Source organism: Kribbella sp. VKM Ac-2571, from assembly GCF_004362255.1.
In the GTDB taxonomy this organism is placed as follows: domain Bacteria; phylum Actinomycetota; class Actinomycetes; order Propionibacteriales; family Kribbellaceae; genus Kribbella; species Kribbella pratensis.
Genome location: NZ_SNWS01000005.1, coordinates 129,993 through 154,567 on the forward strand (window position 1 = coordinate 129,993; position 24,575 = coordinate 154,567).

Consider the following 24,575-nt stretch of genomic DNA (forward strand, 5'->3'; position numbering starts at 1 on the left):
CGCCCATCCCCTCGAAAGCAACTTTGAGAAGCCACCAACCAGTTTCGTGCCGCGATTTTGGTCGGTGGCTTCTCAAAGTTGCCGGGGGTCGTCACGCTGTGTGGCGGGGCGATCGCCGGGTACGTAGCGGCACGGCGGGCAAGCTACGAATCGGTCTCTGTTCGGGGTTGGTCCGTGCGCTGTCCGCCGGTCGCTGTGTCAAGATGCGGACACATGGCACCGGGCCGACCGGTGCCCGGTCTTGGAGGATCAGATGTCTGTCGTGCGGAGGACGCTGGCGCTGTCCGGCGTTCTGGTGCTGGCGGCCGCCGGCTGCGGTTCGAACTCTCTCGGAGGCGGCTCGTCCACCTCACCCTCGAGCGCCCCCTCCAGCGCTCCCTCGAGTGCACCCTCGAGCGGCGGACCGGACCTGAGCGGATCCTTGCCGCCGAAGATCAAGTCCGCCGGCAAGATCGTCGTCGGAGTAGACGCCAGCTACCCGCCGAACGAGTTCCTGCAGGGCGGCAAGACCGTCGTCGGCATGGACGTCGACCTGTTCAACGCGGTGGCCCAGAAGTTCGGTGTAACCGTCGACTGGCAGCCGGCCGGCTTCGACACCATCATCACCGGCGTCCAGGGCGGCAAGTACGACATGGGCATCTCGTCGTTCACGATCAACGACAAGCGCAAGGCGCAGGTCAACATGGTCAGCTACTTCAACGCCGGCACACTGTGGGCCACCGCCAAGGGCAACCCGAAGGGCATCAACCCCGACGACGCGTGCGGTAAGACCATCGCGGTGCAGAAGGGTACGACGCAGCTCGAGGACGACATTCCGAAGCGGCAGGCCAAGTGCAAGGCGGCCGGTAAGCCGGAGATCAAGCTCGTGGTCCGGGAGAAGCAGGACCAGGCGACCGCGGACCTGGCCGGCGGCAAGGCCGACGCGATGCTGGCCGACTCCCCGGTCGTGCTGTACGCGATCAAGCAGACCAGCGGCCAGCTCGAGCAGCTCGGTGAGATCTACGACGCCGCGCCGTACGGCTATGTGGTCCCGAAGGCGCAGACCGCGTTCGCGCAGGCGATCGTCGAGGCGCTGAAGTCGCTGGACAGCGAAGGCACGTACAAGTCCACGCTGGCCAAGTGGAACAACGACTCGGGTGCGATCAACAACTTCGCCGTCAATCCGTGAGCTGACATGACTACCGATACCGCAACCCGCCCGGCCGCATCGGACGCCGATCGGCCGGGCCTGATCAAGGCCGTGCCGGTCCGGCATCCGGGCCGGTGGGTCGCGATCGCGATCATCGCCGTACTGGCCGCGATGCTGGTGCACCTGCTGGTGACCAACAAGGCGTTCGACTGGCACTTCGTCTTCCAGGCGATGAACCAGAAGCCGGTGATCAACGGCTTCCTCAAGGGCACCTTGCTGGTCACCGTGCTGTCGATGGTGGTCGGTGTCGCCGGCGGCGTGATCCTGGCGGTGATGCGGCTGTCCGACAACCCGATCCTGGCCGGCGTCGCCTGGTTGTTCACCTGGTTCTTCCGCAGCATCCCGCGCTACATCCTGCTGTTCACGATGGGCACGCTGGGCATCCTGTTCCAGCAGGGCATCTCGTTGGGGGTGCCGTTCGACTGGAAGATCATCGACTGGCTGGGGCTGTCCGGCGACTGGCGGTTCTACACCCTCGACGCGAACCAGATCTTCACCGGGCTGGTCGCCGGTGTGATCGGGCTCGGCCTGTCCGAGGCGGCGTACATGGCCGAGATCGCCCGGGCCGGCATCCTCAGTGTCGACAAGGGCCAGGCCGAGGCCGCGCAGGCGCTCGGGATGAGCAGCGGCAAGGTGATGCGCCGGGTCGTCCTGCCGCAGGCGATGCGGGTGATCGTCCCGCCGACCGGCAACGAGACGATCGCGATGCTGAAGGACACCTCGCTGCTGCTCGCGGTACCGGTCCTCGGCGAGCTGTTCTACCAGTTGCAGTCGATCGGCAGCACGTACTACAAGACGTTCCCGATCGCGGTCGCGGCGACCCTGTACTACCTGGCCGCGACGAGTGTCCTGATGGTCGGGCAGTACTTCCTCGAGCGGCATTTCGGCCGGGGCTTCGGAACACAGGCGCCGCGAGCCGCTCGTCCGGCCGGCGCGGGAGGTGCGTGATGACCGCAGCAGCAGCCGCCGAGCCCGCCCAGGCGGTGACCGAACCGCTGGTCCACGCGGTGAACGTGACCAAGTCCTTCCACCACAACGAGGTGCTGAAGGGCATCGACCTGGACGTGGACCGCGGCCAGGTGGTCTGCCTGCTCGGTCCGTCCGGCTCCGGCAAGACGACCTTCCTGCGGTGCGTCAACCAACTCGAGACGATCGACGGCGGCCGGATCTGGGTCGACGGCGAGCTGATGGGGTACGCCGATCGCGACGGGAAGCTGTACCGGCTGAAGAACAAGGAGATCGCGGCGCAGCGGCGTGAGATCGGGATGGTGTTCCAGCGGTTCAACCTGTTCCCGCACATGACCGCGCTGCAGAACATCATCGAGGCGCCTACGCAGGTCCGGGGCGAGTCGCGGAAGAGCGCCCGGGAGCGGGCGATGAAACTGCTCGACCGGGTGGGACTCGCGGATCGCTGCAACGCCTACCCGGCACAGTTGTCCGGCGGTCAGCAGCAACGGATCGCGATCGCGCGGGCGCTGGCGATGCAGCCGAAGCTGATGCTGTTCGACGAGCCGACCTCGGCGCTCGACCCCGAGCTGGTCGGTGAGGTGCTCGCGGTGATGCGCGAGCTCGCCCTGGACGGGATGACGATGATCGTGGTGACCCACGAGATGTCGTTCGCGCGCGAGGTCGCGGACACGGTCGTGTTCATGGACGGCGGCGTCGTGGTCGAGGCAGGCCCGCCGAAGGACGTGATCAGCAACCCGCAACACTCCCGCACCCAGGCGTTCCTCTCCCGCCTCCGCTCGGAGCACGAACACCCCTGAGGCCCTTTGTCCACAGGTCCGGCCCGCTCGCCGTGCATCAGAGCGCCACAGCGGGGAAGATGTACGGCGTGGTGGGTCGATCGCCCGCCTGACTCGAGGGAGGCAGCGTGAGCAGCATGGGACGACCCGCGGAGGTCCGTCTGAGCATTCCGGCGGACGGCGCGTACATCGCCGTACCGCGGTCTGTGGTCGGCAACCTGGCTGCTCGCAACGACTTCACGCTGGACGCGATCGACGACCTGCGGATCGCGGTCGACGAGGCGTGCGCGCTGTTGCTGCCGCAGTCGGCCGACGGCGTGCTGGAGTGCGTCTTCGAGATCGCTCCGCCGCAGTTGACGGTGCGGACGAGTGCCGTCGTACCCAACGGCTGGCAGCCCGACACCACCTCGTTCGGCTGGACGGTGCTGACCGCGCTGGTGGAGTCGGCCGCCGCCGAGACCGTCGACGGCCGGCTGACGATCACTGTGACGGCCACCGCGACCGCCACGGAGAAGGCGTGAGTGACGAAAGCGGCCTGGAAACTCAGGAGTCCCCGGATCTGCGGACCCGGACGGCCGCGTTCTTCCGGCAGATGGCGGCCGGTCCGACAGATCCGGGGTACGCCGCAGCACGCGAGGGCCTGGTCGCGCTGCACATGCCGCTGGTGGAGCACCTGGCGCGCCGGTTCCGCAACCGGGGCGAGCCGTACGACGACCTCGTGCAGGTCGCCACGATCGGGTTGATCAAGGCGATCGACCGGTTCGACTCGGATCGTGGCGTGGAGTTCTCGACGTACGCGACCCCGACGATCCTCGGCGAGATCAAGCGGTACTTCCGGGACAAGGGCTGGGCGATCCGGGTGCCGCGGCGGCTGCAGGAGCTGCGGTTGTCGCTGACCGCGGCGACCGCGGAGCTGACGCAGGAGCTCGGCCGCGCGCCGACGGTGGCCGAACTGTCCGAGCGCCTCGGACTCTCACCGGACCTGGTGATCGAGGGTCTGGAGTCCGCGAACGCTTACAACACCTTGTCCCTGGACGCTCCCGATCAGAACGAGACGGATGCGACCACGGTCCTGGACGGCCTCGGAGGCGAGGACGAGGCGCTGGAGAGTGTGGAGTACCGGGAGTCGCTGAAACCGCTGCTGGCACAGCTCGACACCCGGGAGAAGCGGATCCTGACGCTGCGGTTCTTCCGCGGCATGACGCAGTCCCAGATCGCCGAGGAGATCGGGATCTCGCAGATGCACGTCTCCCGCCTGCTCGCCCGGACGCTGACCGAGCTCCGGGCCGGCCTGCTCAAGGAGTAGGGCGGCCTACAGGACCGGGTGGTCGTTGGGGCCGCCACCGATCAGGGCGTCGGTGGAGGCCTTCTGGAACACGCAGACCAGGATCACGACGGCGAGCACCGCGAGGACGACGGCGATCGTCCGGGCGCCGCCGTTCCAGACGCTGTACGCGATCAGGAGCTGGATCAGCTGCGTGAACACCGTCGGCCCGCGACTCCAGCGCCTGGCCTTCCACAGACCCCGTACGGCGACGAAACCGAGCCCGGCGCCGTACAGGATGAAGAAGCCGGTCGTGGTCAGGCCGAGCACCAGTCGGGAGCTGTGAATCGTCAAAGCTTCGGCAATTCCGAGAACGATGAGCACAAGCCCTTCCACAGCGACCACTGCCGCGGCTACTTTGAGCGGTCTCGGGACGGCGGCAACTGGGGAGTCGGTCGGCACTTCGCCAGCTTAGTGCCCGGTTCGGTACACGGTCCCCGAGAGGTTCGCCAACCGCAGCCCTACAGGGATTTGAGGTTGTGCGTAACCAAAAGAAGGTTGCAGCGGTTACTTGCAGTGAACGGGTGCTTGCGGAAGGGCTGCTTCGTCCGATAACCGGAGGAAGAGAACCGCCGCGCTCCAGTTCGAAGTGTTAAGGAAGCGTTGTGATCGGATCGACAACTGCATAACCCTTGTTTCGATCCCCCAAGATTGGGAACATGGTCTCGTTCGTGAATGCGTTCACAACAGACGCGGCACCAAACCCCCGTGCTACACGAACCGACGAGTACAGCACCGCTGTTCGGGTACAGACCTAACCGGCAGCATACGTCAACTACTGAGAGAGATGGGATCCGCCATGGATTGGCGCCACCGGGCCGTATGCCTCGACGAGGACCCGGAACTGTTCTTCCCCATCGGTAACACCGGGCCGGCGATCATGCAGATCGAAGAGGCCAAGCAGGTGTGCCGACGCTGCGACGTGCGTGAGCAGTGCCTGGCGTGGGCTCTCGAAGCCGGCCAGGATCACGGTGTCTGGGGTGGTCTGAGCGAGGACGAACGTCGCGCTCTCAAGCGCCGCAACGCTCGCCAGCGCATCCGCACCGCCTGAGCAAGTCCTCCTTCGAGGCCCCGCGGAAACCCGCGGGGCCTTTGTGTTTCACCCGCCCCAGACCCACCGCCCTCCCCATCTGCCTGGTGCACCCAGCAAATGCGTGCGGGGTGGTCAGTCCTTGACCGGGATGTCCAGGGTCACCTGGGCGCCGGGGTGGCCGTCGTGGCGGTTGCCGAAGACCAGGGTGCCGTCCAGTTCCCCGATGACGAGGGTGCGGACGATGGACAGACCCAGATTGCCGGACAGTTCGGAGTCGAAGTTCGCCGGCAGGCCGGAGCCGTCGTCGATCACGTCGACGTGCAGCCGGCCGACCGAGCGTTCGGCGGTGAGCTCGATCGTCCCGCTCGCCGCTCCCCCGTCGCGGGCGCCGAACGCGTGCTCCACCGAGTTCTGCATGAGTTCGGTCAGCACCATCGCCAGCGGGGTCGCGATCTCCGAGTCGAGTACGCCGAACGATCCGCTCCGCCGCGTCTCCACCACGGTCGCCACTGTCGACACGTCCGCGACCATCGCGGCGACCCGGTCGGCCACGTCGTCGAAGTCCACGTGCTCGTCGAACGACTCCGACAGCGTCTCGTGGACGATCGCGATCGACCCGACCCGCCGTACCGCCTCGGCCAGCGCGGCCTGCCCTTCCGGGACGGTGATCCTTCGGGCCTGCATCCGCAGTAACGCGGCGACCGTCTGCAAGTTGTTCTTGACGCGATGATGAATCTCCCGGATGGTCGCCTCCTTGGTGACCAGCTCCCGTTCCCGGCTGCGCAGCTCCGTCACGTCCCGGAGCAGGATCAGCGCCCCCACGTGCTGCCCGTCGGCCCGCAGCGGGATCGCGCGCAGGAACAGCGTGGCGTCGGAGTTCTCGATCTCGATCTCCTTGGCCGCGCGCCCGGTGACCACCGACGCGAGTACGTCGTCGACCTTGTGCCCGGACTGCAGCAGGTCCGCGGTCACGTCCTTCAGCCGCGAGCCGACCAGGTCGGTGACGAGACCCATCCGGCGGTAGGCGGACAACGCGTTCGGGCTCGCGAACGTCACCATTCCGTGCCGATCGACCCGGATGCAGCCGTCACCGACCCTTGGCGTCGTCGACAGCAGCCGTTCCCCGCCGTACGGGAAGATGCCGTCGGTGATCATCCGGGCCAGGTCCGTCGCGCTCTGCAGGTACGCGATCTCCAGGCGGGACGGCGTCCGGACACCGAGCAGGTTGGTGTTGCGCGCGATCACCGCGATCACCCGGGAGCCCCGGCGTACCGGGATCGTCTCCACCCGGACGGGTACGTCGTCGCGCCATTCCGGGTCGCCCTCGCGGCAGATCCGGCCGCCGTCGTACGCCTGGTCGAGCAGATGCCGGCGGCCGCGCGGGATGAAGCTCCCGACGATGTCGTCCAGGTACGCCGTGGGCCCGGTCGTCGGCCGCATCTGCGCCCCGGCCCAGAACCCCAGCCCTTCGGTGTCCGGCAACCAGAGCACCAGGTCGGCGAACGACAGGTCGGCCAGCATCTGCCAGTCCGAGACGAGCAGTTGCAGGCGGTCCAGGTCGGCCTGGTCCAGCGTGGTGTGGTTCCGCGCCACATCGCTCAAAGACGGCACGCCCCGATGCTACCGACGGTCAAGGGAAGGAAAGAAAGAAAGGGGTGGAGGAGGAGGCTACCGGTGCTTATACCAGCGCCTCGGGTGGTCCGCTCGACAAGAGGGCGTGGGTAGGTGTTGATTGATGAGGCACAGATGAAAGGATGCTCGGGTGGAGTCGACGTACTGGCAGGACGTGATGGCCGCGGACTACGCGGTGCCGCACGACCGTACGCTGACCGAACTCACCGAGGAGCTCGTGCGCGGCCTGGCGAGCACCAACCCGCAGGTCCGCGACGCCCTCGCCTACCCGACGCTCGCCACCTGGCTGGAGCGCGGGGTGTACGACGACCTGCTCCCGGGGTTCGGGGACGGGCTCTGCGCGGGGCTGAACTACGGCCTCGGTGAGGACGGCACCGACACGGTCTTCCGGCGCTCGTTCACGGCGCTGACGCTGGCGGAGGTGATCCACCGCGACAACGCCGAGTTCCTGGTGCACGACGAGGTGGTGATGCGCTGGGGCGACCGCCTCGCGACCTGGCTGCTGCGTGAGCGCGACCTGCGCGGGTACGTCGCGGACTGCGGCTGGGCGCATGCCGTTGCCCACGGCGCCGACGCGATCGGCGCGCTGGCCAGGTCCCGGCACTGCGACGCCGGTGTCCTGCGGGCGCTGCTCGACGTCCTCGCGGACCGGATCGTCAAGGACACGCCGTACCGCTGGGTGCACGAGGAGCACGACCGCGTCGCCCATGCGGTGATGACGATCCTGCACCGGAACATGCTGACCAGCGACGAGCTCGAGCGCTGGCTGAAACCGATCGCCGCGACCGCGGCCGAGCAGCCGTTGATGCACGAGACCCTGCCGGAATGGCCGACCCCGAACGTGTTCAACGCCCGCGGCGTCCTGCATGTCCTGCTCAGCCAGCTCGCGATCGGCGTGAAGGGCTTTCCGATCCCGGGCGACGACGACCTTTTCGGCCGTCCGATCGAGGCGCGTGCCGACCTGCTGCTGATGCTGACCGAAGCGGTCCAGTCCTCGCAGCCGTACATCTACCGGCCGGCGACGAGCTCCTCCTAGGGCAGCACGGCAGCGGTGGCGACAACGGCCCGATGGTCGGTCCCCGCGATCGGGTACGTCGTGAACCGGCCGGGCTCGAACTGCCGCGACACGACCACGTGGTCGATCTGCGTCCGCAGGACCGCGGGCTGATCCGCGGGCCAGGTGCCGTGCAGCCCGCCGCCCACGGTCGGGCCCACGCTGCGGCAGTAGCCGCCCAGCGCCTGCCGGAAGTCCGCGTGGTCGAGGGTCGCGTTGAAGTCGCCCGCGACGACCGTCGGCTGATCCTGCGCGCACCACCGGCGTACCGCCTGGAGGTCGGTCTTCCAGGTGGTGACCGAGTCCGGCAGCGGCGGGAAGCCGTGGTAGGCAACCAATCGGACGGCGCCGAGGTTCCCGCCCGTCACCACGATGTTGCCGAAGGTCGTGCCGGCCTCGGAGGCGAACGCGACGTTGCCGAGTGACGAGGACACCAGCACGCTCGTGGCGCTCTCGACCGCCCGGCTCGGCTGCGCCGTGAATCCCTTGTACTGCTCGTCCTGCAACTGCGCCCGGATCTCCTCGCGGACGTCGACCTGGGCCTCCGGCAACGAAACCAGGTCCGGTCTGCGGTCCCGGATCACCTGCGCGACGTCCGCGGCGTGGGCGCCGCCACCCAGCACGTTGGCGACCATGATCGTCAGCACCCGCGCCCCGGCCGGCGCCGGACGCGCGTCGGAGAACCGCCGTGGCACGGTTGCAGCGGCACCGATCAGCGCCAGTACGGCGATCAGCGCGGCGGCGATCCGCCAACCCCGGCGTACCGGCATCAGCAGGGCCAGCGCCAGCATGGCGACCAGGCCCTGCGGACGGAACGCGACCAGCTGTGCGAACGGTGTCACCTCGTCCAGACCGAACAGCTCCGGATAGAGCGGCACGGCAACGACGACGAGGAACAGCACGGACAGCACGACCCGCCGTACGAACCATGCCTTTTCGTTATCCATGCACCAACCTGTTGGTCTAGTACGTGCTGTTTCCGAACGGTAGCGTGCTGCGTTGCGCCTGTGTCCCGAGGAGGTTTGCAGTGTCCCGATTGTCCGCGGTCAAACCCGCGTACTGGATCTCCGGTGTCCTTCTGATGGTGGCCATCGTCGTACCGCTGCTGGTGCCGACGTTCGCCAAGGTGAACCCGCACCTGTGGGGTTTCCCGTTCTTCTACTGGTACCAGCTGATGTGGGTCTTCCTGTCCGCGATCCTGGTCAGCATCAGTTACCGGCTGCTCCGCGCCGAGGAGCGCAGGCGGCGGGCGGCTCAGGGACTTGGTGACCCTGACGCACCGGACGCCGGTACGGCGAAGGAGGGGGACCAGTGAACACCACGGTCGACTGGGTCCAGCTGATCATCGTCATCGTGATCTTCGCCGGTGTCACGGCGATGGGCTTCATGGCGTCCCGCTGGCGGAGCACCGGTCGTCTGGACAACCTCGACGAGTGGGGTCTGGGCGGTCGCGGGTTCGGCACGTTCATCACCTGGTTCCTGCTGGGCGGCGACCTGTACACGGCGTACACGTTCATCGCCGTCCCCGCGGCCATGTACGCGACCGGTGCGATCAGCGGCTTCTTCGCGGTGCCGTACACGATCGTTGCCTACCCGATCGTGTTCATCTTCATGGCCCGGCTGTGGTCGGTCTCGCACCGGCACGGGTACGTGACTCCGGCCGACTTCGTCGGCGGCCGCTACGGCAGCAAGGCGCTGTCACTCGCGGTGGCCGTGACGGGCATCCTGGCCACGATGCCGTACATCGCGCTGCAGCTCGTGGGTATGCAGGCGGTGTTCGAGACGATGGGTCTGGGCGGCAACAACACGCTCGCCAAGGACCTGCCGCTGCTGATCGCGTTCGCGGTGCTGGCGGCGTACACGTACTCCTCCGGGCTGCGCGCGCCGGCGATGATCGCGTTCGTCAAGGACATCTTGATCTACCTGGTGATCCTGGTCGCGATCTTCTACCTGCCGCACGTACTCGGCGGCTGGGACTCGATCTTCGGTGCGGCGCAGGAGAAGCTGGCCAAGCCGAACCCGGCGACCGGCAAGCCGATCGGGGCGTTCATCCCGGGCGATGCCGGCTACGTGTCGTACTGGACGCTGGCGCTGGGATCCGCGATGGCGCTGTTCATGTACCCGCACTCGGTCACGGCAGTGCTGTCGACCAAGACGCGGAACGTCGTACGGCGGAACGCGACGCTGCTCCCGGCGTACTCGCTGCTGCTGGGGTTGCTCGCCCTGCTGGGCTTCATGGCGATCAAGGCGAACGTCAACGTGAAGGGCCTGGACGGGCTCGCGAACCCGCAGCTGGCGATCCCGCGGCTGTTCGACCAGGAGTTCCCGTCCTGGTTCGCGGGGATCGCGTTCGCAGCGATCGCGGTCGGCGCGCTGGTGCCGGCGGCCATCATGTCGATCGCGGCGGCCAACCTGTTCACCCGCAACATCTACCGCGACTTCATCAAGCCGTCCGCGACACCGGCACAGGAGGCGAAGGTCTCCAAGCTCGCCTCGCTGCTGGTGAAGGTCGGCGCGCTGGTGTTCGTACTGGCGATGGACAAGACGGTCGCGCTGAACCTGCAGCTGCTCGGCGGGATCTGGATCCTGCAGACGTTCCCGGCGATCGTGGTCGGTCTGTACACCCGCTGGTTCCACCGGTACGCGCTGCTGGCCGGCTGGGCGGTGGCGATGCTGTTCGGCACCATCTCGGCGTACAACGTGGTGAACCCGGCGACCAAGAAGCACTTCGGTGGTTCGCTCGCGAACATCCCGGGCACCACTACGCCGGCCTACATCGCGCTGACCGCGTTCGTGCTGAACCTGGTCGTCGTGATCGCGCTGACGTTCGTGTTCCGGGCCCTGAAGGTGCCGGACGGCAAGGACAGCACGCATCCGACCGACTTCGTCGCGGACCGCGGCGACCCGGGCGTGAAGGACCTGCCGGAGATCATCGACGACGGCGGAGCGGCAACCGCCAAGTCCTGAGGTGTTGTAACGGCGGCCCGGAGGTTCCGGGCCGCCGTTACGTTTTGCGGTTAAATCGACACGCTGCGGGGTCAGCTTGCCCGGTTTCGGGCCGGTGCTTGGGGGAGAATCGCACACGTGCTGCTGGTCCTCCTCGTCATGGTGCTCGCTGCCGGGGCGGCGGTCGCGACCGGCGGAGGGTTCGGCCGGTTGGCCGGCACCACGTTGACCGGCGTGCACTGGCTGGCCGCAGCGGCCATTGGGCAGCTCCTCGGATCCCTCTTTGGCGGTACGGCGTACCCCGTCGGACTGATCGGGTCGGCGGTCTGCATCGCGATCTTCCTGCGGTTGAACCTGCGGCACCGGGGCGTCGGCCTGCTGGCGCTGGGATTCTTCAGTAACGCCGTCGTCGTCGCGCTGAACGGCGCCATGCCGGTGTCGCTGAACGCGTTGGCGCGGGCCGGGGTGAGCGGCGCCGTGGTGACCGATCCACGGCACGAGATCTCCGGCGCCGGGACGCGGCTGCCCTGGCTCGGCGACGTCGTACCGGTGGCGCTTCCCGGTCTGGGACAGGCGATCAGCCCGGGCGACGTACTGATTGCCGCCGGCGCCGCTCTGCTGCTGTACACCTTGATGGGCGGTTCGGGCCACGTGCCGGCCACGACAGCGCCGGTGTGGGACGAACTGGAACCGTGCGCCGGTACGCCGGCCCTGCTCCACCTGTCTCCGAAGGCCAGTAAGGAACTCTCAGAACCTGAAGCCGCGGCCGACGATCCGGCGGAGTGACTCGACCACGACCGGGTCGTACTCCGCGCCGATGCCCAGCCCGATCGACTCCATCGCCTTGGCCGGGGACTGTCCCGACCCCTCGCCGACGAGCTGTTCGTAGGCCAGGGCAACGTTCACGATCCCGCTCTCCACCGGGATGGCCGAGTTGTTCGCCCGCCCGTGCCGGTACGGATCGTTGGAGTGCCGGACGATCTCCGCGACATGGTCCAGTACGCCGGACCGCTCGATCACCGCCGCCCCGATCTCCGCCGCCCGTTGCCGCTCCTCCCGCGTCCGGAGCAGCGAAGCCCCGCCAGGACTGGGATCCGCCAGCGCCAACTGGCCGACGCCCGACAGCAGAGCGGCGTACTCCAACGCCTCCATCCGCGCCGGCCGCAGTCCCAGATCGTTGCCGATCGCCACCGCCAGCGCCGCCGTCCGCGCATTCTGCCCCGGACTACTGAACCCGGCAATCTCCGTACTTCGAGCCATCGATCGCACCGTACTCCGATAAGTCCGCTGCGCCGACGAATACCGCCGGAATGCGAACTGCGTCAGCAACAACGGCACCAGAACGAGCGGCGGGCCCCAGAGCCCGACGATCGAGGTCCCGGCGGCCAGCAACACGCCACTGATCGCCATCGCCATCCCGATCCGCGCCGTGACCCCCAACTCGTCCCGCAGTGCCGCGGGGAACGGCCTGTTGTACCGCTCGGTCGCCTGGCCGGCCCCGACGATCGCGTCCAGCGTTGCGGCGGAGGAAACCGCGAGCAGCATGGCACCGCCCAGCGGCACCGCATGCGATGCGGAACCGTTCCACGACAGGTGGCTCGGCGCTACCGCAGCGAAGACCACAGCAGCCGCCCCCACTGACAGCAGCCGCCGGCACGAGACCACTGCGTCCCACCACAGGCCCGCCAGAATCCGCGGCAGTACGCCGATGGCGGTCGCCGCGGCAGCAACGGCAACCACCTGCGCGACATCCGGGGGTATTGCGACCTGCGGTCCGCGCAGAAGGCAGTAGCCCAGGGCGGCACTCGTGGCGATCGGAGCCCGGTTGCGCGTCCGATCGACCCGGAACTGGACCATCTCGCCGACCGCGATCAACACCCCGAAGGTGAGCGCGAACGGCCATCCCGTAACGCCACGCCTGGCTGTCAGGGCGATTGCCGCGACGCCGAGGACAGCGCCTGCGATCAGGATCACCACGCCGCTGCCCGAGCTACGCAGCTGGCCCCCTTCCGTCTCCTGGGGAATGCTCATGCCGGTCCAGCAGCAGAACCGGTAGCACCGCCACCGCTGCCGAGGCTCAGGTCGTCGTGGTCGATCGGCGTCTCGAGTTCCGCGTTCGGCGCCGGCTGCTCGACCTCCGCGGGCTTCCAGCCGTTCCGCCGGATGACTTCGACGAACGCATCCACGAGCTCCGGATCGAAGTGCGTGTAGCGGTCCTGGAGCAGGATCGCCACCGTTTCCTCGACACTGCGCGCGGGCCGGTACGAACGGGTCGAGGTCAGTGAGTCGAACGCGTCGACAATCCCGATGATGCGAGCGAAGTAGGGGATGTTGGTCCCGCTGAGGCCTGCCGGGTACCCGGTTCCGTCGTACTTCTCATGATGATGCAGGACTGCTGACTTGACCTCTTCCAGAAACGGGATGTTCCCGATCAGCTCGACACCGCGCGCCGGGTGCAGCCGAATCGCGTCCATCTCGGAGTCGTCCAGCCGCCCGGGTTTGCGAATGATGCTCGTCGGTACGCCGACCTTTCCGACATCGTGCAGCAACCCGGCGTGCTCCAGCGCCTGCTGCCGGTCCGCCGGCAGCTGCAACTGGCGTCCCAGCATCCCGACGCCTTCGCTGACCCGCTCGGAATGCCCCCGGGTGTAGAGGTCCTTCGTCTCGATCACCTGGATGAACGCCCGCATGGTCGCTGCCTGGGCGGCGCGCTCAGCGGCATCTTGCGAGAGCGCCCAGCGAGCGACGACCAGAGGCACCAGGGTGAGGATGCCGGCAATCGGCCCGAGGCCACCGAGCCACATGAACGCCATGATCAAGCCCAGGTAGCCGTAGCCCAGCATCGGCAGAGCTGTCGCCAGGACGACCTCCCGAAGGAACGCCCGGACAACCGTGCTGCCGCGTTCGAGCCAGAGGACGCCTGATAGCAGCACAGCATTCACGAGGTGGTACCCGAACCCGGTCAAGGTCACCGCGAGGATGGCTCTCGGTACGTCGTGCAGGGCCGACTCACCGACCGGGCCGTGAACGGCGACGAACGCAAGTGCGCCACCGGCCGCGGACAGGATGCGTTGCCCGCTGTTGAAGACACGTTTCATCAGCGGGACTGGTCTGGCCTGTGCGAGCGAACCCACCCCCGCCACGACGACGGCGGCCGCAGGTCCGGCGATGACGTAGACCGCCATCAGCACGATCGATCCCAGCGAGGCACCTTGTGCCGGGCCGTGGGACGAACGCAACGCACTACCGAACAGAACCAAGAAGCAGAGGACAACTACCGTGAGGTAATCCGACAGAGTGAAAGCGGCCGCGACGCAGACGCCCAGCGCGACAGTGGCAACGACCGAGACGAACAGGCGCAACCCCGCGCGGCGAGAGGCCGGCGTCAAGTGCCTTCGCGGTCGGTCACCAGTCCCATTCATCGAACATACTATGTCACCTCCGATCAGCGGACAGCAGTCATACGATCCCGTGATCCGGGAGCGCAGGGGGGCCAGACAGCACATCGCTGACTCGATTTGAATTGTGCTCAGCACGGCTACGCCGAAACACTGTAAGGCAGATAGTGCCTCGCCGCCCGACCTGCGGAGAAGTAGCAGGTATGAGAGACTGTGACTCTTTGCAGTTGTTTCAAGGAGGTTTAGGAATGGGAAAGACGGGCCGGAAGCGTCGCGCACGCAAGAAGAAGGGCGCGAACCACGGCAAGCGCCCGAACGCCTGAACGTCAGGCGGCTACAGACAGCGAGGACCTCGGAGAAATCCGGGGTCTTTGCGATTTGGTCACAGCTTTACAGCAGACCAGTTATCCAGAGGTCTCGTATTCGGAGAGTCTTCAGGCGCGTACTGAATGCTATCTTTCAAACAATCGTTTGCCATTCGCCGGTCTTCTCCGGCGGAGCCTGTGGACAACGACCGACGGCCGTCGGCGGATCCCCCTAGAGTTGGCCGCGGAAGTTTCCGGTACTGACCGATATCGGGCCTGGATCGAGGAGAGTGGGGTCGATGAGCGGGTCGGCGTTACCCACGCTGAGCGAGCTCCTCCGTACCTTCCGCATCCGCGCCGGCCTCACGCAGGCCGCTCTCGCCGAGAAGGCCGGCCTCAGCGAGCAGGCCATCAGCGTGCTCGAGCGCGGCACTCGCAGCCGCCCACGTATCGACACCGTCCGCTCGCTCACCGCAGCGCTCGCCCTCACACCCACAGAAGCCGACCAGTTCCTCTCCGTTGCCCGCGGCAAGCTCGGCACGCCACGCACACCGCCGAAGGAGCCCGCTGCCGATCAGCTCCCGACCCCGTGGCAATTACCGCCGGCCGCTCCGGACTTCACCGGCCGCGCCGCCCAGGTCGATGCGATTCTTTCCGTACTTCGGGATTCGACCGGTCACGGCGCTGCGGTCGTCGGCCTGGTCACCGTCACCGGTATGGGCGGGATCGGCAAGACCACCCTGGCCGTCCATGCCGCGCACCAGCTGACCGAGAGCTATCCAGACGGCCACCTCTACCTCAACCTGCGCGGGTACGGCCCGGGCGAGCCGATGACCCCGGTCGACGCACAGCGTCACCTTCTGCGGTCGCTCGGCTCCGACATCGCCTCGATCCCCGACGACGTCGAGGAGGCAGCGGCCCTGTTGCGATCCCGGCTCGCCGGCCGGCGCGTGCTCATGCTGCTCGACAACGCCGCAGACGTCGCTCAGGTCCTGCCGCTGCTGCCAGGTCATGCGGGATCCGGGGCGATCATCACCAGCCGCGGCTCGCTGGCCGGCCTGCCAGGCGCTCGTCAGATCCTCCTCGACGCACTGTCGGAGTCGGAGTCCGTCGACCTCCTGGCCGGCGTCATCGGGCCGAACCGGGTCGCCGCGGAGCCGGAGGCCACCCGGGTTCTGGCTTCCTACTCCGGCCGGCTACCGCTGGCGATCCGGCTCGTCGGCGGGCGACTCGCCACCCGGCCGAGCTGGCCGATCCAGCATTTCGTCGACCTGCTGCAGGACGAGGAGCGCCGCCTCGACAGCCTGGGCTCCGACGAGACCGGAGTGCGTGCCAGTATCGCCAGCTCGGTGCACTTCCTGGAAACCAGCGAGCGCGGCCTCGATCGGCAGGCCGCCGACGCGCTGCCGCTGCTGTCGGTCCTGGACGGCTCCGACATCACGACGGCCGTTTCCGCCGCCCTCCTGAAGATTCCGCTCCGACGCGCGGACGCGATCGTCGAGCGGCTCGTGGACCTCAACCTGCTGGAGTCCGTCGCCCCGGCTCGCTACCGGTTCCACGACCTCATCCGTGCGTACGGCCGGGAGGTCGCCGACCGCACTCTGTCCACGGCTGAGCGTGACGAAGCACTCGCCGGCGTTCTCCAGCTGTACACGGAGGCCGCGTGGATCTGCCACGCCTTCACGCATCCGACCAGTCCACGTTTGCCGCTGGCAACTGTCGGGGTCAGCGGGCTCCTCCCGGCCTTCAGCGATCGAGACGGTGTCGTGCACTGGCTGGACGCGGAGCAGCGAAATCTGATGGACCGCGTTCGGCAGGCTCGGCAGACCGGCCTGGCAAACCACCCGCTGCTCGCCGAGCTGCCACTTGCGTTCTTCAGCTATCACGAGTCCCGCGTTCGCTGGCAGGAGATGCGCGAGCTGAGCTCCGGCGCGGTCGCCGTCGCCCTCCGGCACGAGCGGACCGCGACCGCCGCCTGGCTGCAGCACGACAGCGCCATCCCGGACGCGGAGACCGGCGCGACCGGTTCTGCCATCGACAGTATCCGGATCGCATTGCGGATGTTCTCCGGGATCGACGATCCCTTCGGCCAGGCACGCTGCTGCTCGTCCCTGGCCTATCTGCTCGGCCTGGAGGGACAGCTCGACGACGCCTTGGCGTACGGCCGGTTGGCGCTCTCCCTGAGCCGCACGATCCAGGACGCCACACTGGAAGGCGTCGCACTGACAGCGGTCGGCGCACTCTACGATCGCACCGGCGACTTCGACCGGGCGGACGAGGCATTTGCCGAGGGCATCGGCCTGGCGGAGCAGGCCAAGGACACGCGGGCCGTCTTCAAGCGGCGCCTGAACGCGGCTGTCGCGCATGTCCAGGCAGGACGCAACCAGGATGCCCTGCGGATGGCCCTGAAGGCGTTGGACACCGTCCAGCAGGCCGGTGACGCGACTTTCCTGGGCGACAGCCATCACCTGCTCGCGGTCATTTATGCCGTGCAGGGCGACTTCAGCACCGCGGCCGGCCACGTCGAGGCCGGACTGCTGGCGGCGCGGGCCGCCCGCGACGTCCTGCGAGAAGGTCGGTTGCGCATCGAACTCGCGCGAATCGATGCTGCCCGGGGCGACCGGGCGGCCGCCACCGAGCAGCTGAACGCCGCATTGGCACTCTTCCGGAATGCACCCGAGGTTTATCTCGCGGGCGCCCGGGACCTACTCGAAAAACTCCACCGCGGGGAAATCGACAGCTACCAGTTCTCGGGGAACCCGATCTGACCGGCAGTCAAATCAATCCGTCGTGGTGATGGTGGTTTCGATTTGGATTTGGGTGAGGCGGAGGAGGATTTTCTGGCGGAGGGCGTCGGGGGCGTGGTCGGAGCCGCAGGAGCGGTGGACCAGTTTCTTGACGCAGCGTTCCAGGTCGTACTCGTCGAGGCACGGGGCGCACTCTTCGAGGTGCTGGCGGATCTCGTCGGAACTGGCGTCCTCGAGTTCGTTGTCGATGAAGACGTAAACCCGCTGCAGGATCTCCCCGCAGTCGACGTCGTGGTGCTCGCCGCAGCTCACGACTCCTCCTTCTCCGCAGCTTCGCCGGTGCTCGACGCGGCCGCGTCCGTGCTGTCGTCCGCCGGGATCAGGCCGCGGTCCCGGGCGTAGTCGCCGAGCAGCTCACGCAGCTGGCGCCGGCCGCGGTGCAGCCGCGACATCACGGTGCCGACCGGTGTGCCCATGATCTCGGCGATTTCCTTGTAGGCAAAGCCCTCGACATCGGCCAGGTACACGGCCAGCCGGAAGTCCTCCGGGATGGACTGCAGGGCCGACTTGATGTCGGAGTCGGGCAGGTGCTCGAGCGCGACCGCCTCGGCCGACTTCAGCCCACCGGGAGTGTGCGACTCGGCGGCGGTGAGCTGCCAGTCCTCGATCTCCTCGGTCGGCGACTGCGTCGGCTGACGCTGCCGCTTCCGGTAGCCGTTGATGAACGTGTTGGTCAGGATCCGGTACAGCCACGCCTTCAGGTTGGTACCCGGCGTGAACTGGTGGAACGAGCTGTACGCCTTCGCAAAGGTGTCCTGCACCAGGTCCTCGGCGTCCGACGGATTACGGGTCATCCGCATCGCCGCGGCGTACATCTGGTCCAGGAAGGGCAGCGCTTCGCGCTCGAACCGCGCGGTGCGCTGCTCGGGAGTCTCGGTCGTGGTGGGAGTCGGCATCGTGATCGAGAATACCGGTGTCTTCCCAGTAGCCCGCGCCGGAGCCTCTCTCGTGGCCATCATGTTCGTCACAACACGCCCGGCCGCGGGGGCATTCCCTCGCGCGATCCCGCCCGGCGTGCCGCTATCCGGACACCTCGCGGCTCACCCATTCGAACACGGCTTCGACCAGCAGGTCGTAGGTCTCCTGCTGGTCCAGCTCCGCCCGCTTCGGCACCTTGAAGGAATGATCGGCATCCGGCACCACGGCCATCTCGGTGAGCGGCGGGAACTCCTCCGGCGTACCGAACGGATCCCGCTCCCCCTGGACGACCAGCGTCGGCAGGCCCGCCGACTGGAGCTCGCCGACCCGCGACTTCTCCGGTTTCCCGGGCGCGTGCAGCGGAAATGCCAGTGCGAGTACGCCGGAAGCACCCAAGCTGCTCGCGGTGCGACAGGCCACCCGCGCGCCGGCGCTCCGGCCGCCGATGACCAGCGGCGTACGGACCCGGAGCTGCCCGATGATCGCGATCCACGCCTCGTCGAGCACCTTCGGCGCGGGCGCCAGCTTGCGGCCGGCGCGCCGCCAGGGCTGCTCGATCAGGAACACGTTGATGTCCTGCTTGGGCAGCCGGGCGGCCAGTGCGGCCAGGTCACCGGACTCGATCCCGGCCCCGGCGCCGTGCCCCAGGGCCAGCGTCGCCACCGGGCGGCGGGCGCGGTGTGCCACGATCCGGGCCTCACCGTGCGGCGTCCCCACAATCCGTTCGTCGGTCACCCGCCCCATCCTGTCATCACGACCGGTGAACAGCGGGCACGAAACTCAGAAGAGCGTGGTCGGGCTGTCCTGCGGGTCCTCGCCGTCGGGCGGCAGCGGATCGAGGAGGTGCGGGCCGTTGTTCTTCACGGAGCTGACGGCTTTCGACACGGCGTACGCCTCGAGACGGCCGGGCGCGGCGGGTACCAGCAGCTTCAGCAGGTCGTCAGGGTCCGACGACAGCGGGTCCAGCCAGGCGTCGTACCGCTCGCGCTCGACCAGGAGCGGCATCCGGTCGTGGATGCGGCCCAGGTCGTCGGTGGCCGACGTGGTCAGCACGGTGCAGGTCCAGAGCCAGGCCTCGTCCTTGTCCGGGTCCTCGACCGACTTGTCCCGCCAGATCTCGTACAGCCCCGCCATCGCCAGGATGCTGCCGTCCGGCGGGTGGATGAAGTACGGCTGCTTGACCGGCTTGCCGTTCACCTTCTCCTCGGCGGTGTACCACTCGTAGTAGCCGTCCGCGGGCAGGATGCAGCGGCGGGTGGCGAACGCCTTCTTGAAGGCGGGCTTCTCCGCGACCGTCTCCATCCGGGCGTTGATGAGCCGCGAGCCGATCGACGTGTCCTTGGCCCAGGACGGAACCAGACCCCACTTGACCGTGGTCAGCTTCCGGATCGTCTCGTCGGGCTGCTCGCGGTTCTTCCGCTCGACCACCGCGACCACCTGGTTGGTCGGCGCGACGTTGTAGTTCTCGCCGAGCTCCTCGACCGACTCACGCACATTGCCCGCCTCGATCTCGAACTCCGCAACGAGGTCCGACGGAGCCCGACTGGACGCATACCTACCGCACATACCGACAGCCTAGGCCGAACTTCTCGGCGTTTGCCGCGTCAAACCGCAGGGCGGCGTACCAGCAGTAGGAGGAGACAACGTGCGAGTCGCGGTGCTGTGCGGTGGCGAGAGTTCGGAGCGGGACGTCTCGCGTTCGTCTGGCTGGGCGGTGGCGCAGGCGCTCGCCGGCCGCGGTCACGACGTGGTGCTGATCGATCCGGCCGCCGAGCAGCCGATCCTGGCTGATCCCCTGCCGGCCGGCGATGCCGTCGTACGGGTGCCGAAGGAGCCTCCGTCACCGGCGGACCGCGCTGTCCTGCGACGTCGGATGTACGACGCCCTCACTGGTGGACTGGTGCAGCTACGGAGTGCCGATCGGGTCTTCATCGCGTTGCACGGCGGCTGGGGTGAGGACGGGCACGTCCAGGCATTGCTCGAGCTGGCGGGCATCCCGTTCACCGGTGCGGGCCATGACGTCTGCGCCGTTGCCTGGCACAAGGACCGTTGCCAGGCAGTGCTCGAAGCCGCCGGGATCCCGGTGCCGGCTCGGGTGCTCTACAACCCGGCCGAGCAACCTGAGCCGCCGATCGGGGTCAAGCAGCTGCTGGCGAGCGGACCAGTGGTGGTGAAGCCAGTGGCCGACGGGTCGAGCGTGGCCGTCCGCAAGGTCGACTCGCTGGACGCGCTGCCGACCGAGGGCGAGCTGCTCGTCGAGCCGTTCCTGAGCGGCCGGGAGTTCACCGTCGCGGTGATCGGTGCGACGGCGCTGCCGGTGGTGGAGATCGAGCTGACCACAGCCGTGTTCGACTACGAGGCGAAGTACCAGCCGGGTGCGGTGCGGGAGGTCTCTCCCGCCGACATCCCCGGCCACTTCGCCGAGCGGTTGCAGGAGCTCGCGATCCGAGCGCATCGAGCCCTCGGGTTCGGTCCGGCGTACTCCCGGGTCGATTTCCGCTGCGATGCCGCGGGTACGCCGTACTGCCTCGAGGTCAACGCGCTGCCCGGGCTCACCCCGGGCAGCCTGGTCCCGGTCGCCGCGAAGGGCGCGGGGATCACGTACGGCGAACTGGTCGAACAGTTGCTGACCGCAAAGAAGGCATGAGGCGGCGGATCGCCCACCCCGTGTCAGGCGATCCGCCGCCGTACTGATGCGCCCGGCCGCCCCCCTGTTGGCGTCCGGACGCAAGCCTCAGGTTCTGGCCAGCTCGTCGAGCAACCTCCCGGCCATCTCGTCGCTACCGGGCAGTCCCTCGATCCAGGTCCGGGCCAGCTGGGGTACGTCGGTGTCCAGCCGCCACTGCGTGATCAGGGCTCGTACCGTCGCGACCTGCTCCGGCAGGTTCGGCTCGCGGCCGACGAGCGCCGCCGCGCGGCGTGCGCCGACGCGGCCCAGTACGTCACCGCCGCAGAAGACGATCCGCAGGCACTCCGCGACGTCGACGAGGGTGAGCTCGCGGTCGAACGGCGACGTACCCGGGGGATGGAGCGGCTCGACAACCACCAGTGCGTGGGTTTGCCGTACGGAAGTTCCACGGAGTTCCGCCTCTCGGTAGAGCTCGCCGATCCGGGACCGCAGGTGCGCCAGGCTGGACAGCCCGGTCAGCGGGTCCTCGCAGGACAGCGAATGCAGGTAGACCAGGGACGCCTCGGCCCAGCTGGAACTGAGTGCGCGTACCGCGGCGAAAGCCGGCTCGCCCCCGGCGATCGAGCGGTACAGCGCACTCAGCCCATCAAGTGCCTCCACCAGCGAGATTCCGTCGGCCGCCAGGCGGCGTCCGGTCTCGTCCGATGCAGGCACGACATCGGCACCGTCGGTGAGCGCCTCGGCGATCGCGAGATAGGCGCTGTGGTCGATGCCAGCTGTGCCGTGCGGCTCCCTCCGGCCGCGCGGTTGATCCGATGACGACGCTTCCGGCGCGGTCCGGGCGGGCGACCCCGCCAGGTTCAGGGACTTGGCCGGACGCAGGTCGAACCGTCGACGGATATCCGCGAACAGCGACATGGTCCTCCTCGAAAAAGCCCCGTCAGTCTCCCGACCGGTCGGCCGGAAGCGTCGTACGCCGAAGAGACAGACCGTGACGCGATTCATGACGCGGATTCGCAGAAGTTTTTTCGCGTAACTTCCGGACTGGTCATCTCGTCAGACAAGGAGCACAGTTCCGGGTCAGGAAGGGTGCGCGATTCCGTCTCACGTGGGAGCCTTGTCTCCGGCAACAAAGTGACGGACCGTCACGTTGCGGCACAGACAGTCAGAACCACGGGGAGATCGATGGAGACGCCGGAAGGGCAGCCGGACGGCCCGAGCGACGCGGAGTTGATCTCGCGCGTGCGCAACGGCGACCTGGAGGCGTACGGCGAGCTGTACGCCCGGCACCACCACGCCGCCGAGCGGATGGCCCGTCAGCTGGTCCCGGCCAACGACGCCGACGACCTCGCGAGTGACGCGTTCGCGAAGGTCCTGGACGCGCTCCGGGGCGGAGGCGGTCCCGACGTCTCGTTCCGCGCCTATCTGCTGACGACCGTACGACGGGTGCACGTCGACCGGATCCGCTCCGGGAAGAAGGTGCAGACCACCGACGACATCGCGGCGTACGAGCGGGAGCCGCAGACCTTCGACGACCCGACCGTCACCGGGTTCGAGAGCGGCGCGGCGGCGAAGGCGTTCGCCAGCCTGCCGGAACGCTGGCAGGCAGTCCTCTGGCACACCGAGGTCGAGGGTGAGAAACCGGCCGCGATCGCTCCGCTGCTCGGCCTGACCGCGAACGGCGTGTCCGCGCTCGCCTACCGGGCCCGCGAGGGTCTGCGTCAGGCGTACCTGCAGCAGCACCTGGCCGACGTCGCCGGGGACCGCTGCCGCTGGACGACCGAGCGCCTCGGCGCGTACGTCCGCGGCGGCCTGACCAAGCGCGAGAACCGGAACGTCCGCGAGCACATGGACGACTGCGCCAAGTGCACCGCTGTCTACCTCGAGCTCGTCGAGGTCAACAGTGCGCTGCCGGCGCTGCTCGCCCCGGCCCTGCTGGGCACCGCGGGCATCGGCTACCTGGCCGCCGCATCGGGCGCCAAGGTTGGCCTGGTCGGCTTCTTCGTCACCGGCTGGAAGAAGGTCACCGAGAACAGCACGCGGTCCGCGATCGGCGCCGGCACTGTGGTCGTGGTCGCGGTCGCCGCCGTACTCGCCGCGCTGGCGCTGACCGGCAACGACACTCCCCCGGCCGCGATCAACCAGCCGTCGGCGCAGCCGACGCAGCAACCGACCCAGCCGCCCGCGCAGAAGCCCACCGTGCCGCCGGTCAAGCCGCCGGTAAAACCGCCGTCGGCCAAACCGCCGGCGTCCAACCCGACGCAAGCTCCGACGAGCGCGCCGACGACCGCACCGACCACCGAACCCACGCAACCCGGCGCGACGCCTACTCCGACGGCCACGACTCCGGTCCCGACGCCGCCTCCGACGACGCCGACACCGCCGAAGCCCACGCCCACCACGCCGGTCTTCGACGAGGCTCTGGTGACGATCAGCATGCCGAGCGGCGGCGGCAGCCCAGCGTTCGAGGGAGCCAGGGCAGCAGCGAGTGGGATCCGGTTCGTGATCACGATCAAGACCCCGGCCGCGAATGCGAATCCGGTGGTGATCGGACTCAAGTACGGCGCCGAGCTCGAGTGGCCGCTCACCGGCAACCCGCCGGGCTGGATCTGCAACCAGGCCGCGGGCACCTGCACTGCGAGCGACCCGGCCACCCCGGCGCCGCTGCCGGTCACCTTCGACGCCCCGACCGGCGGCTCGGCCGCGGACCGCACGTTCACCGTCTCGGCCAAGACCGGGCGGCTGTACGACGACGACTCGGCGACCGTGGACGCGAAGCCGAGCACCGACGAGAACCTGCTGAAGATCCTCGACGGCAGGACCGACCCGGACGTCCACCACCGGATCCTGACCGTTGCCCCGCGCACCAACCGCAAGAGCGTCACGCTGAAGCTCACGTACGGCGCGGCGCTCGAGTGGCCGATCGCGGCGAGCCCGGCCGGCTGGAAGTGCACCCGATCGACCAAGACGTGTACGGCGGCCAACCCGGACAAGCCCGCTCCGCTGGCGGCGGACTTCGACGTACCGGACAAGTCGTCGGACGCGGCCCGGACGTTGTCCGTGACGGCGACCGCGGACCTGGTCAGCGACACCGACTCCGAGGTACTGCCCGCTGTCCAGCAGGACGAGTCGTTGCTGCAGATCCTCACGCCGACGCCGCAGACCGATCCGAATCCGTTCGTCTACAACCGGTTCCTGAAGGTCAACGGCGCCCAGGGGCGGACGGTGACCCTCGACATCTCGTGGGGACGCAACCTGACCTTCCTGCCGTCGTTCGACCTCGGCTGGACGTGCGAGCGAACCAGCGACATCCGCCGCGCGACCTGTACGACGAAGAACTACAAGAAGCCGCTGAACTCCGAGTGGAACGCCTGGCTGCCCGGCAACGGCTCCAGCAACGCGATCACCGTCCACGCGCGGGTCGGCGGCCGCGAAGACACCGACACCGCCCAGATCCCGCCGGCAACCTCCCGGCGGTGAAAACGAGTTGCCGGGTCGCCTATCCTGGTGGTGTTCGCGTTGAAGGAACCAAGTAGCGTCGTACGCCACGTCAGAGAGAGTCGCCGGTAGCTGGGAAGGCGATACGTGGAGCGGT

Annotated in this window: 24 protein-coding genes; 14 read left to right on the forward strand and 10 right to left on the reverse strand. The window is 68.2% G+C overall.

What is annotated here, in order from left to right:
• Window positions 1-253: 253 nt before the first annotated feature.
• The 5 genes from EV651_RS13190 to EV651_RS13210 all read left to right on the forward strand — a co-directional run bounded on the left by EV651_RS13190 (window position 254) and on the right by EV651_RS13210 (window position 4,240).
• Window positions 254-1,168: an ABC transporter substrate-binding protein gene (locus EV651_RS13190; RefSeq protein WP_133785445.1), complete on the forward strand. Its 915-nt coding sequence runs from the start codon at window positions 254-256 to the stop codon at window positions 1,166-1,168.
• Between the two features lie 6 nt (window positions 1,169-1,174).
• Window positions 1,175-2,137, forward strand: coding sequence for an amino acid ABC transporter permease (locus tag EV651_RS13195; RefSeq protein WP_133785446.1), 963 nt, complete (start codon window positions 1,175-1,177; stop codon window positions 2,135-2,137).
• Window positions 2,137-2,955 (forward strand): amino acid ABC transporter ATP-binding protein, encoded by an 819-nt coding sequence (locus EV651_RS13200; protein ID WP_133785447.1) that lies wholly within the window; start codon window positions 2,137-2,139, stop codon window positions 2,953-2,955. The genes EV651_RS13195 and EV651_RS13200 overlap by 1 nt, the downstream gene beginning before the upstream one ends.
• 116 nt (window positions 2,956-3,071) lie before the next feature.
• The gene (locus EV651_RS13205; protein ID WP_238156859.1) at window positions 3,072-3,455 is read left to right on the forward strand and encodes an anti-sigma regulatory factor; all 384 of its coding nucleotides are present in this window, start codon (window positions 3,072-3,074) and stop codon (window positions 3,453-3,455) included.
• Window positions 3,452-4,240, forward strand: a complete 789-nt coding sequence (locus tag EV651_RS13210) for an RNA polymerase sigma factor SigF (RefSeq protein ID WP_133785449.1) — start codon at window positions 3,452-3,454, stop codon at window positions 4,238-4,240. The genes EV651_RS13205 and EV651_RS13210 overlap by 4 nt, the downstream gene beginning before the upstream one ends.
• Window positions 4,241-4,246: 6 nt before the next feature.
• On the opposite strand, the gene EV651_RS13215 is transcribed toward EV651_RS13210, so the two are convergent.
• The gene (locus EV651_RS13215) at window positions 4,247-4,660 is read right to left on the reverse strand and encodes a hypothetical protein (protein ID WP_133785450.1); all 414 of its coding nucleotides are present in this window, start codon (window positions 4,658-4,660) and stop codon (window positions 4,247-4,249) included.
• A 397-nt stretch (window positions 4,661-5,057) separates the two neighbouring features.
• On the opposite strand from EV651_RS13215, the gene EV651_RS13220 reads away from it, so the two are divergent.
• Window positions 5,058-5,309, forward strand: a complete 252-nt coding sequence (locus EV651_RS13220; protein WP_130383822.1) for a WhiB family transcriptional regulator — start codon at window positions 5,058-5,060, stop codon at window positions 5,307-5,309.
• A gap of 114 nt (window positions 5,310-5,423) precedes the next feature.
• Here the strand turns inward: EV651_RS13220 and EV651_RS13225 are convergent, their stop codons facing one another.
• Window positions 5,424-6,902: a sensor histidine kinase gene (locus EV651_RS13225; protein WP_202870310.1), complete on the reverse strand. Its 1,479-nt coding sequence runs from the start codon at window positions 6,900-6,902 to the stop codon at window positions 5,424-5,426.
• Window positions 6,903-7,053: 151 nt separating this feature from the next.
• Here EV651_RS13225 and EV651_RS13230 point away from each other — a divergent pair, with 151 nt between their 5' ends.
• Window positions 7,054-7,959, forward strand: a complete 906-nt coding sequence (locus EV651_RS13230) for a DUF2785 domain-containing protein (protein WP_131285197.1) — start codon at window positions 7,054-7,056, stop codon at window positions 7,957-7,959.
• Here the strand turns inward: EV651_RS13230 and EV651_RS13235 are convergent.
• Window positions 7,956-8,924, reverse strand: a complete 969-nt coding sequence (locus EV651_RS13235; protein ID WP_133785451.1) for an endonuclease/exonuclease/phosphatase family protein — start codon at window positions 8,922-8,924, stop codon at window positions 7,956-7,958. The two genes, EV651_RS13230 and EV651_RS13235, sit on opposite strands and share 4 nt — an antisense overlap.
• An 80-nt stretch (window positions 8,925-9,004) precedes the next feature.
• Here EV651_RS13235 and EV651_RS13240 point away from each other — a divergent pair, with 80 nt between their 5' ends.
• The 3 genes from EV651_RS13240 (at window position 9,005) to EV651_RS13250 (ending at window position 11,709) form a co-directional block, all read left to right on the forward strand.
• Window positions 9,005-9,292 (forward strand): DUF3311 domain-containing protein, encoded by a 288-nt coding sequence (locus tag EV651_RS13240; protein WP_133785452.1) that lies wholly within the window; start codon window positions 9,005-9,007, stop codon window positions 9,290-9,292.
• Window positions 9,289-10,944: a monocarboxylate uptake permease MctP gene (gene mctP / locus EV651_RS13245; protein WP_370352604.1), complete on the forward strand. Its 1,656-nt coding sequence runs from the start codon at window positions 9,289-9,291 to the stop codon at window positions 10,942-10,944. The genes EV651_RS13240 and mctP overlap by 4 nt, the downstream gene beginning before the upstream one ends.
• 117 nt (window positions 10,945-11,061) lie before the next feature.
• Window positions 11,062-11,709 carry a DUF5317 domain-containing protein gene (locus tag EV651_RS13250; RefSeq protein ID WP_238156860.1) on the forward strand — a complete coding sequence of 216 codons (648 nt, stop codon included), beginning with the start codon at window positions 11,062-11,064 and terminating at the stop codon, window positions 11,707-11,709.
• Here the strand turns inward: EV651_RS13250 and EV651_RS13255 are convergent.
• Complete coding sequence (locus tag EV651_RS13255; RefSeq protein ID WP_133785453.1) at window positions 11,671-12,954, reverse strand: HD-GYP domain-containing protein; 1,284 nt, start codon at window positions 12,952-12,954, stop codon at window positions 11,671-11,673. The two genes, EV651_RS13250 and EV651_RS13255, sit on opposite strands and share 39 nt — an antisense overlap.
• Entirely contained in the window at window positions 12,951-14,108 is a 1,158-nt protein-coding gene (locus tag EV651_RS13260; RefSeq protein ID WP_238156887.1) for an HD-GYP domain-containing protein, read from the reverse strand. The genes EV651_RS13255 and EV651_RS13260 overlap by 4 nt, the downstream gene beginning before the upstream one ends.
• Window positions 14,109-14,569: 461 nt before the next feature.
• On the opposite strand from EV651_RS13260, the gene EV651_RS43255 reads away from it, so the two are divergent.
• The gene (locus EV651_RS43255) at window positions 14,570-14,644 is read left to right on the forward strand and encodes a 50S ribosomal protein bL37 (RefSeq protein WP_369759046.1); all 75 of its coding nucleotides are present in this window, start codon (window positions 14,570-14,572) and stop codon (window positions 14,642-14,644) included.
• Window positions 14,645-14,925: 281 nt separating this feature from the next.
• The gene (locus EV651_RS13265) at window positions 14,926-17,394 is read left to right on the forward strand and encodes a helix-turn-helix domain-containing protein (protein WP_133785455.1); all 2,469 of its coding nucleotides are present in this window, start codon (window positions 14,926-14,928) and stop codon (window positions 17,392-17,394) included.
• 12 nt (window positions 17,395-17,406) lie between these two features.
• Here EV651_RS13265 and rsrA read toward each other — a convergent pair whose 3' ends face one another.
• From rsrA to EV651_RS13285, 4 genes are all read right to left on the reverse strand, one after another.
• Window positions 17,407-17,685 carry a mycothiol system anti-sigma-R factor gene (rsrA, locus tag EV651_RS13270; RefSeq protein ID WP_131467618.1) on the reverse strand — a complete coding sequence of 93 codons (279 nt, stop codon included), beginning with the start codon at window positions 17,683-17,685 and terminating at the stop codon, window positions 17,407-17,409.
• Entirely contained in the window at window positions 17,682-18,329 is a 648-nt protein-coding gene (locus EV651_RS13275; protein WP_133785456.1) for a sigma-70 family RNA polymerase sigma factor, read from the reverse strand. Before EV651_RS13275 ends, rsrA begins: the two co-directional genes overlap by 4 nt.
• Before the next feature lie 124 nt (window positions 18,330-18,453).
• Window positions 18,454-19,095, reverse strand: coding sequence for an alpha/beta family hydrolase (locus tag EV651_RS13280; RefSeq protein ID WP_133785457.1), 642 nt, complete (start codon window positions 19,093-19,095; stop codon window positions 18,454-18,456).
• A 36-nt stretch (window positions 19,096-19,131) separates the two neighbouring features.
• Window positions 19,132-19,917 carry an SOS response-associated peptidase gene (locus EV651_RS13285; RefSeq protein ID WP_133785458.1) on the reverse strand — a complete coding sequence of 262 codons (786 nt, stop codon included), beginning with the start codon at window positions 19,915-19,917 and terminating at the stop codon, window positions 19,132-19,134.
• A 79-nt stretch (window positions 19,918-19,996) separates the two neighbouring features.
• Between EV651_RS13285 and EV651_RS13290 the strand changes: the two genes are divergently transcribed.
• The gene (locus tag EV651_RS13290) at window positions 19,997-20,998 is read left to right on the forward strand and encodes an ATP-grasp domain-containing protein (RefSeq protein WP_133785459.1); all 1,002 of its coding nucleotides are present in this window, start codon (window positions 19,997-19,999) and stop codon (window positions 20,996-20,998) included.
• Window positions 20,999-21,085: 87 nt separating this feature from the next.
• Here the strand turns inward: EV651_RS13290 and EV651_RS13295 are convergent, their stop codons facing one another.
• Window positions 21,086-21,898 (reverse strand): hypothetical protein, encoded by an 813-nt coding sequence (locus tag EV651_RS13295; RefSeq protein WP_133785460.1) that lies wholly within the window; start codon window positions 21,896-21,898, stop codon window positions 21,086-21,088.
• A 267-nt stretch (window positions 21,899-22,165) separates the two neighbouring features.
• Between EV651_RS13295 and EV651_RS13300 the strand changes: the two genes are divergently transcribed.
• Window positions 22,166-24,460: a sigma-70 family RNA polymerase sigma factor gene (locus EV651_RS13300; protein ID WP_133785461.1), complete on the forward strand. Its 2,295-nt coding sequence runs from the start codon at window positions 22,166-22,168 to the stop codon at window positions 24,458-24,460.
• Window positions 24,461-24,575: the final 115 nt, after the last annotated feature.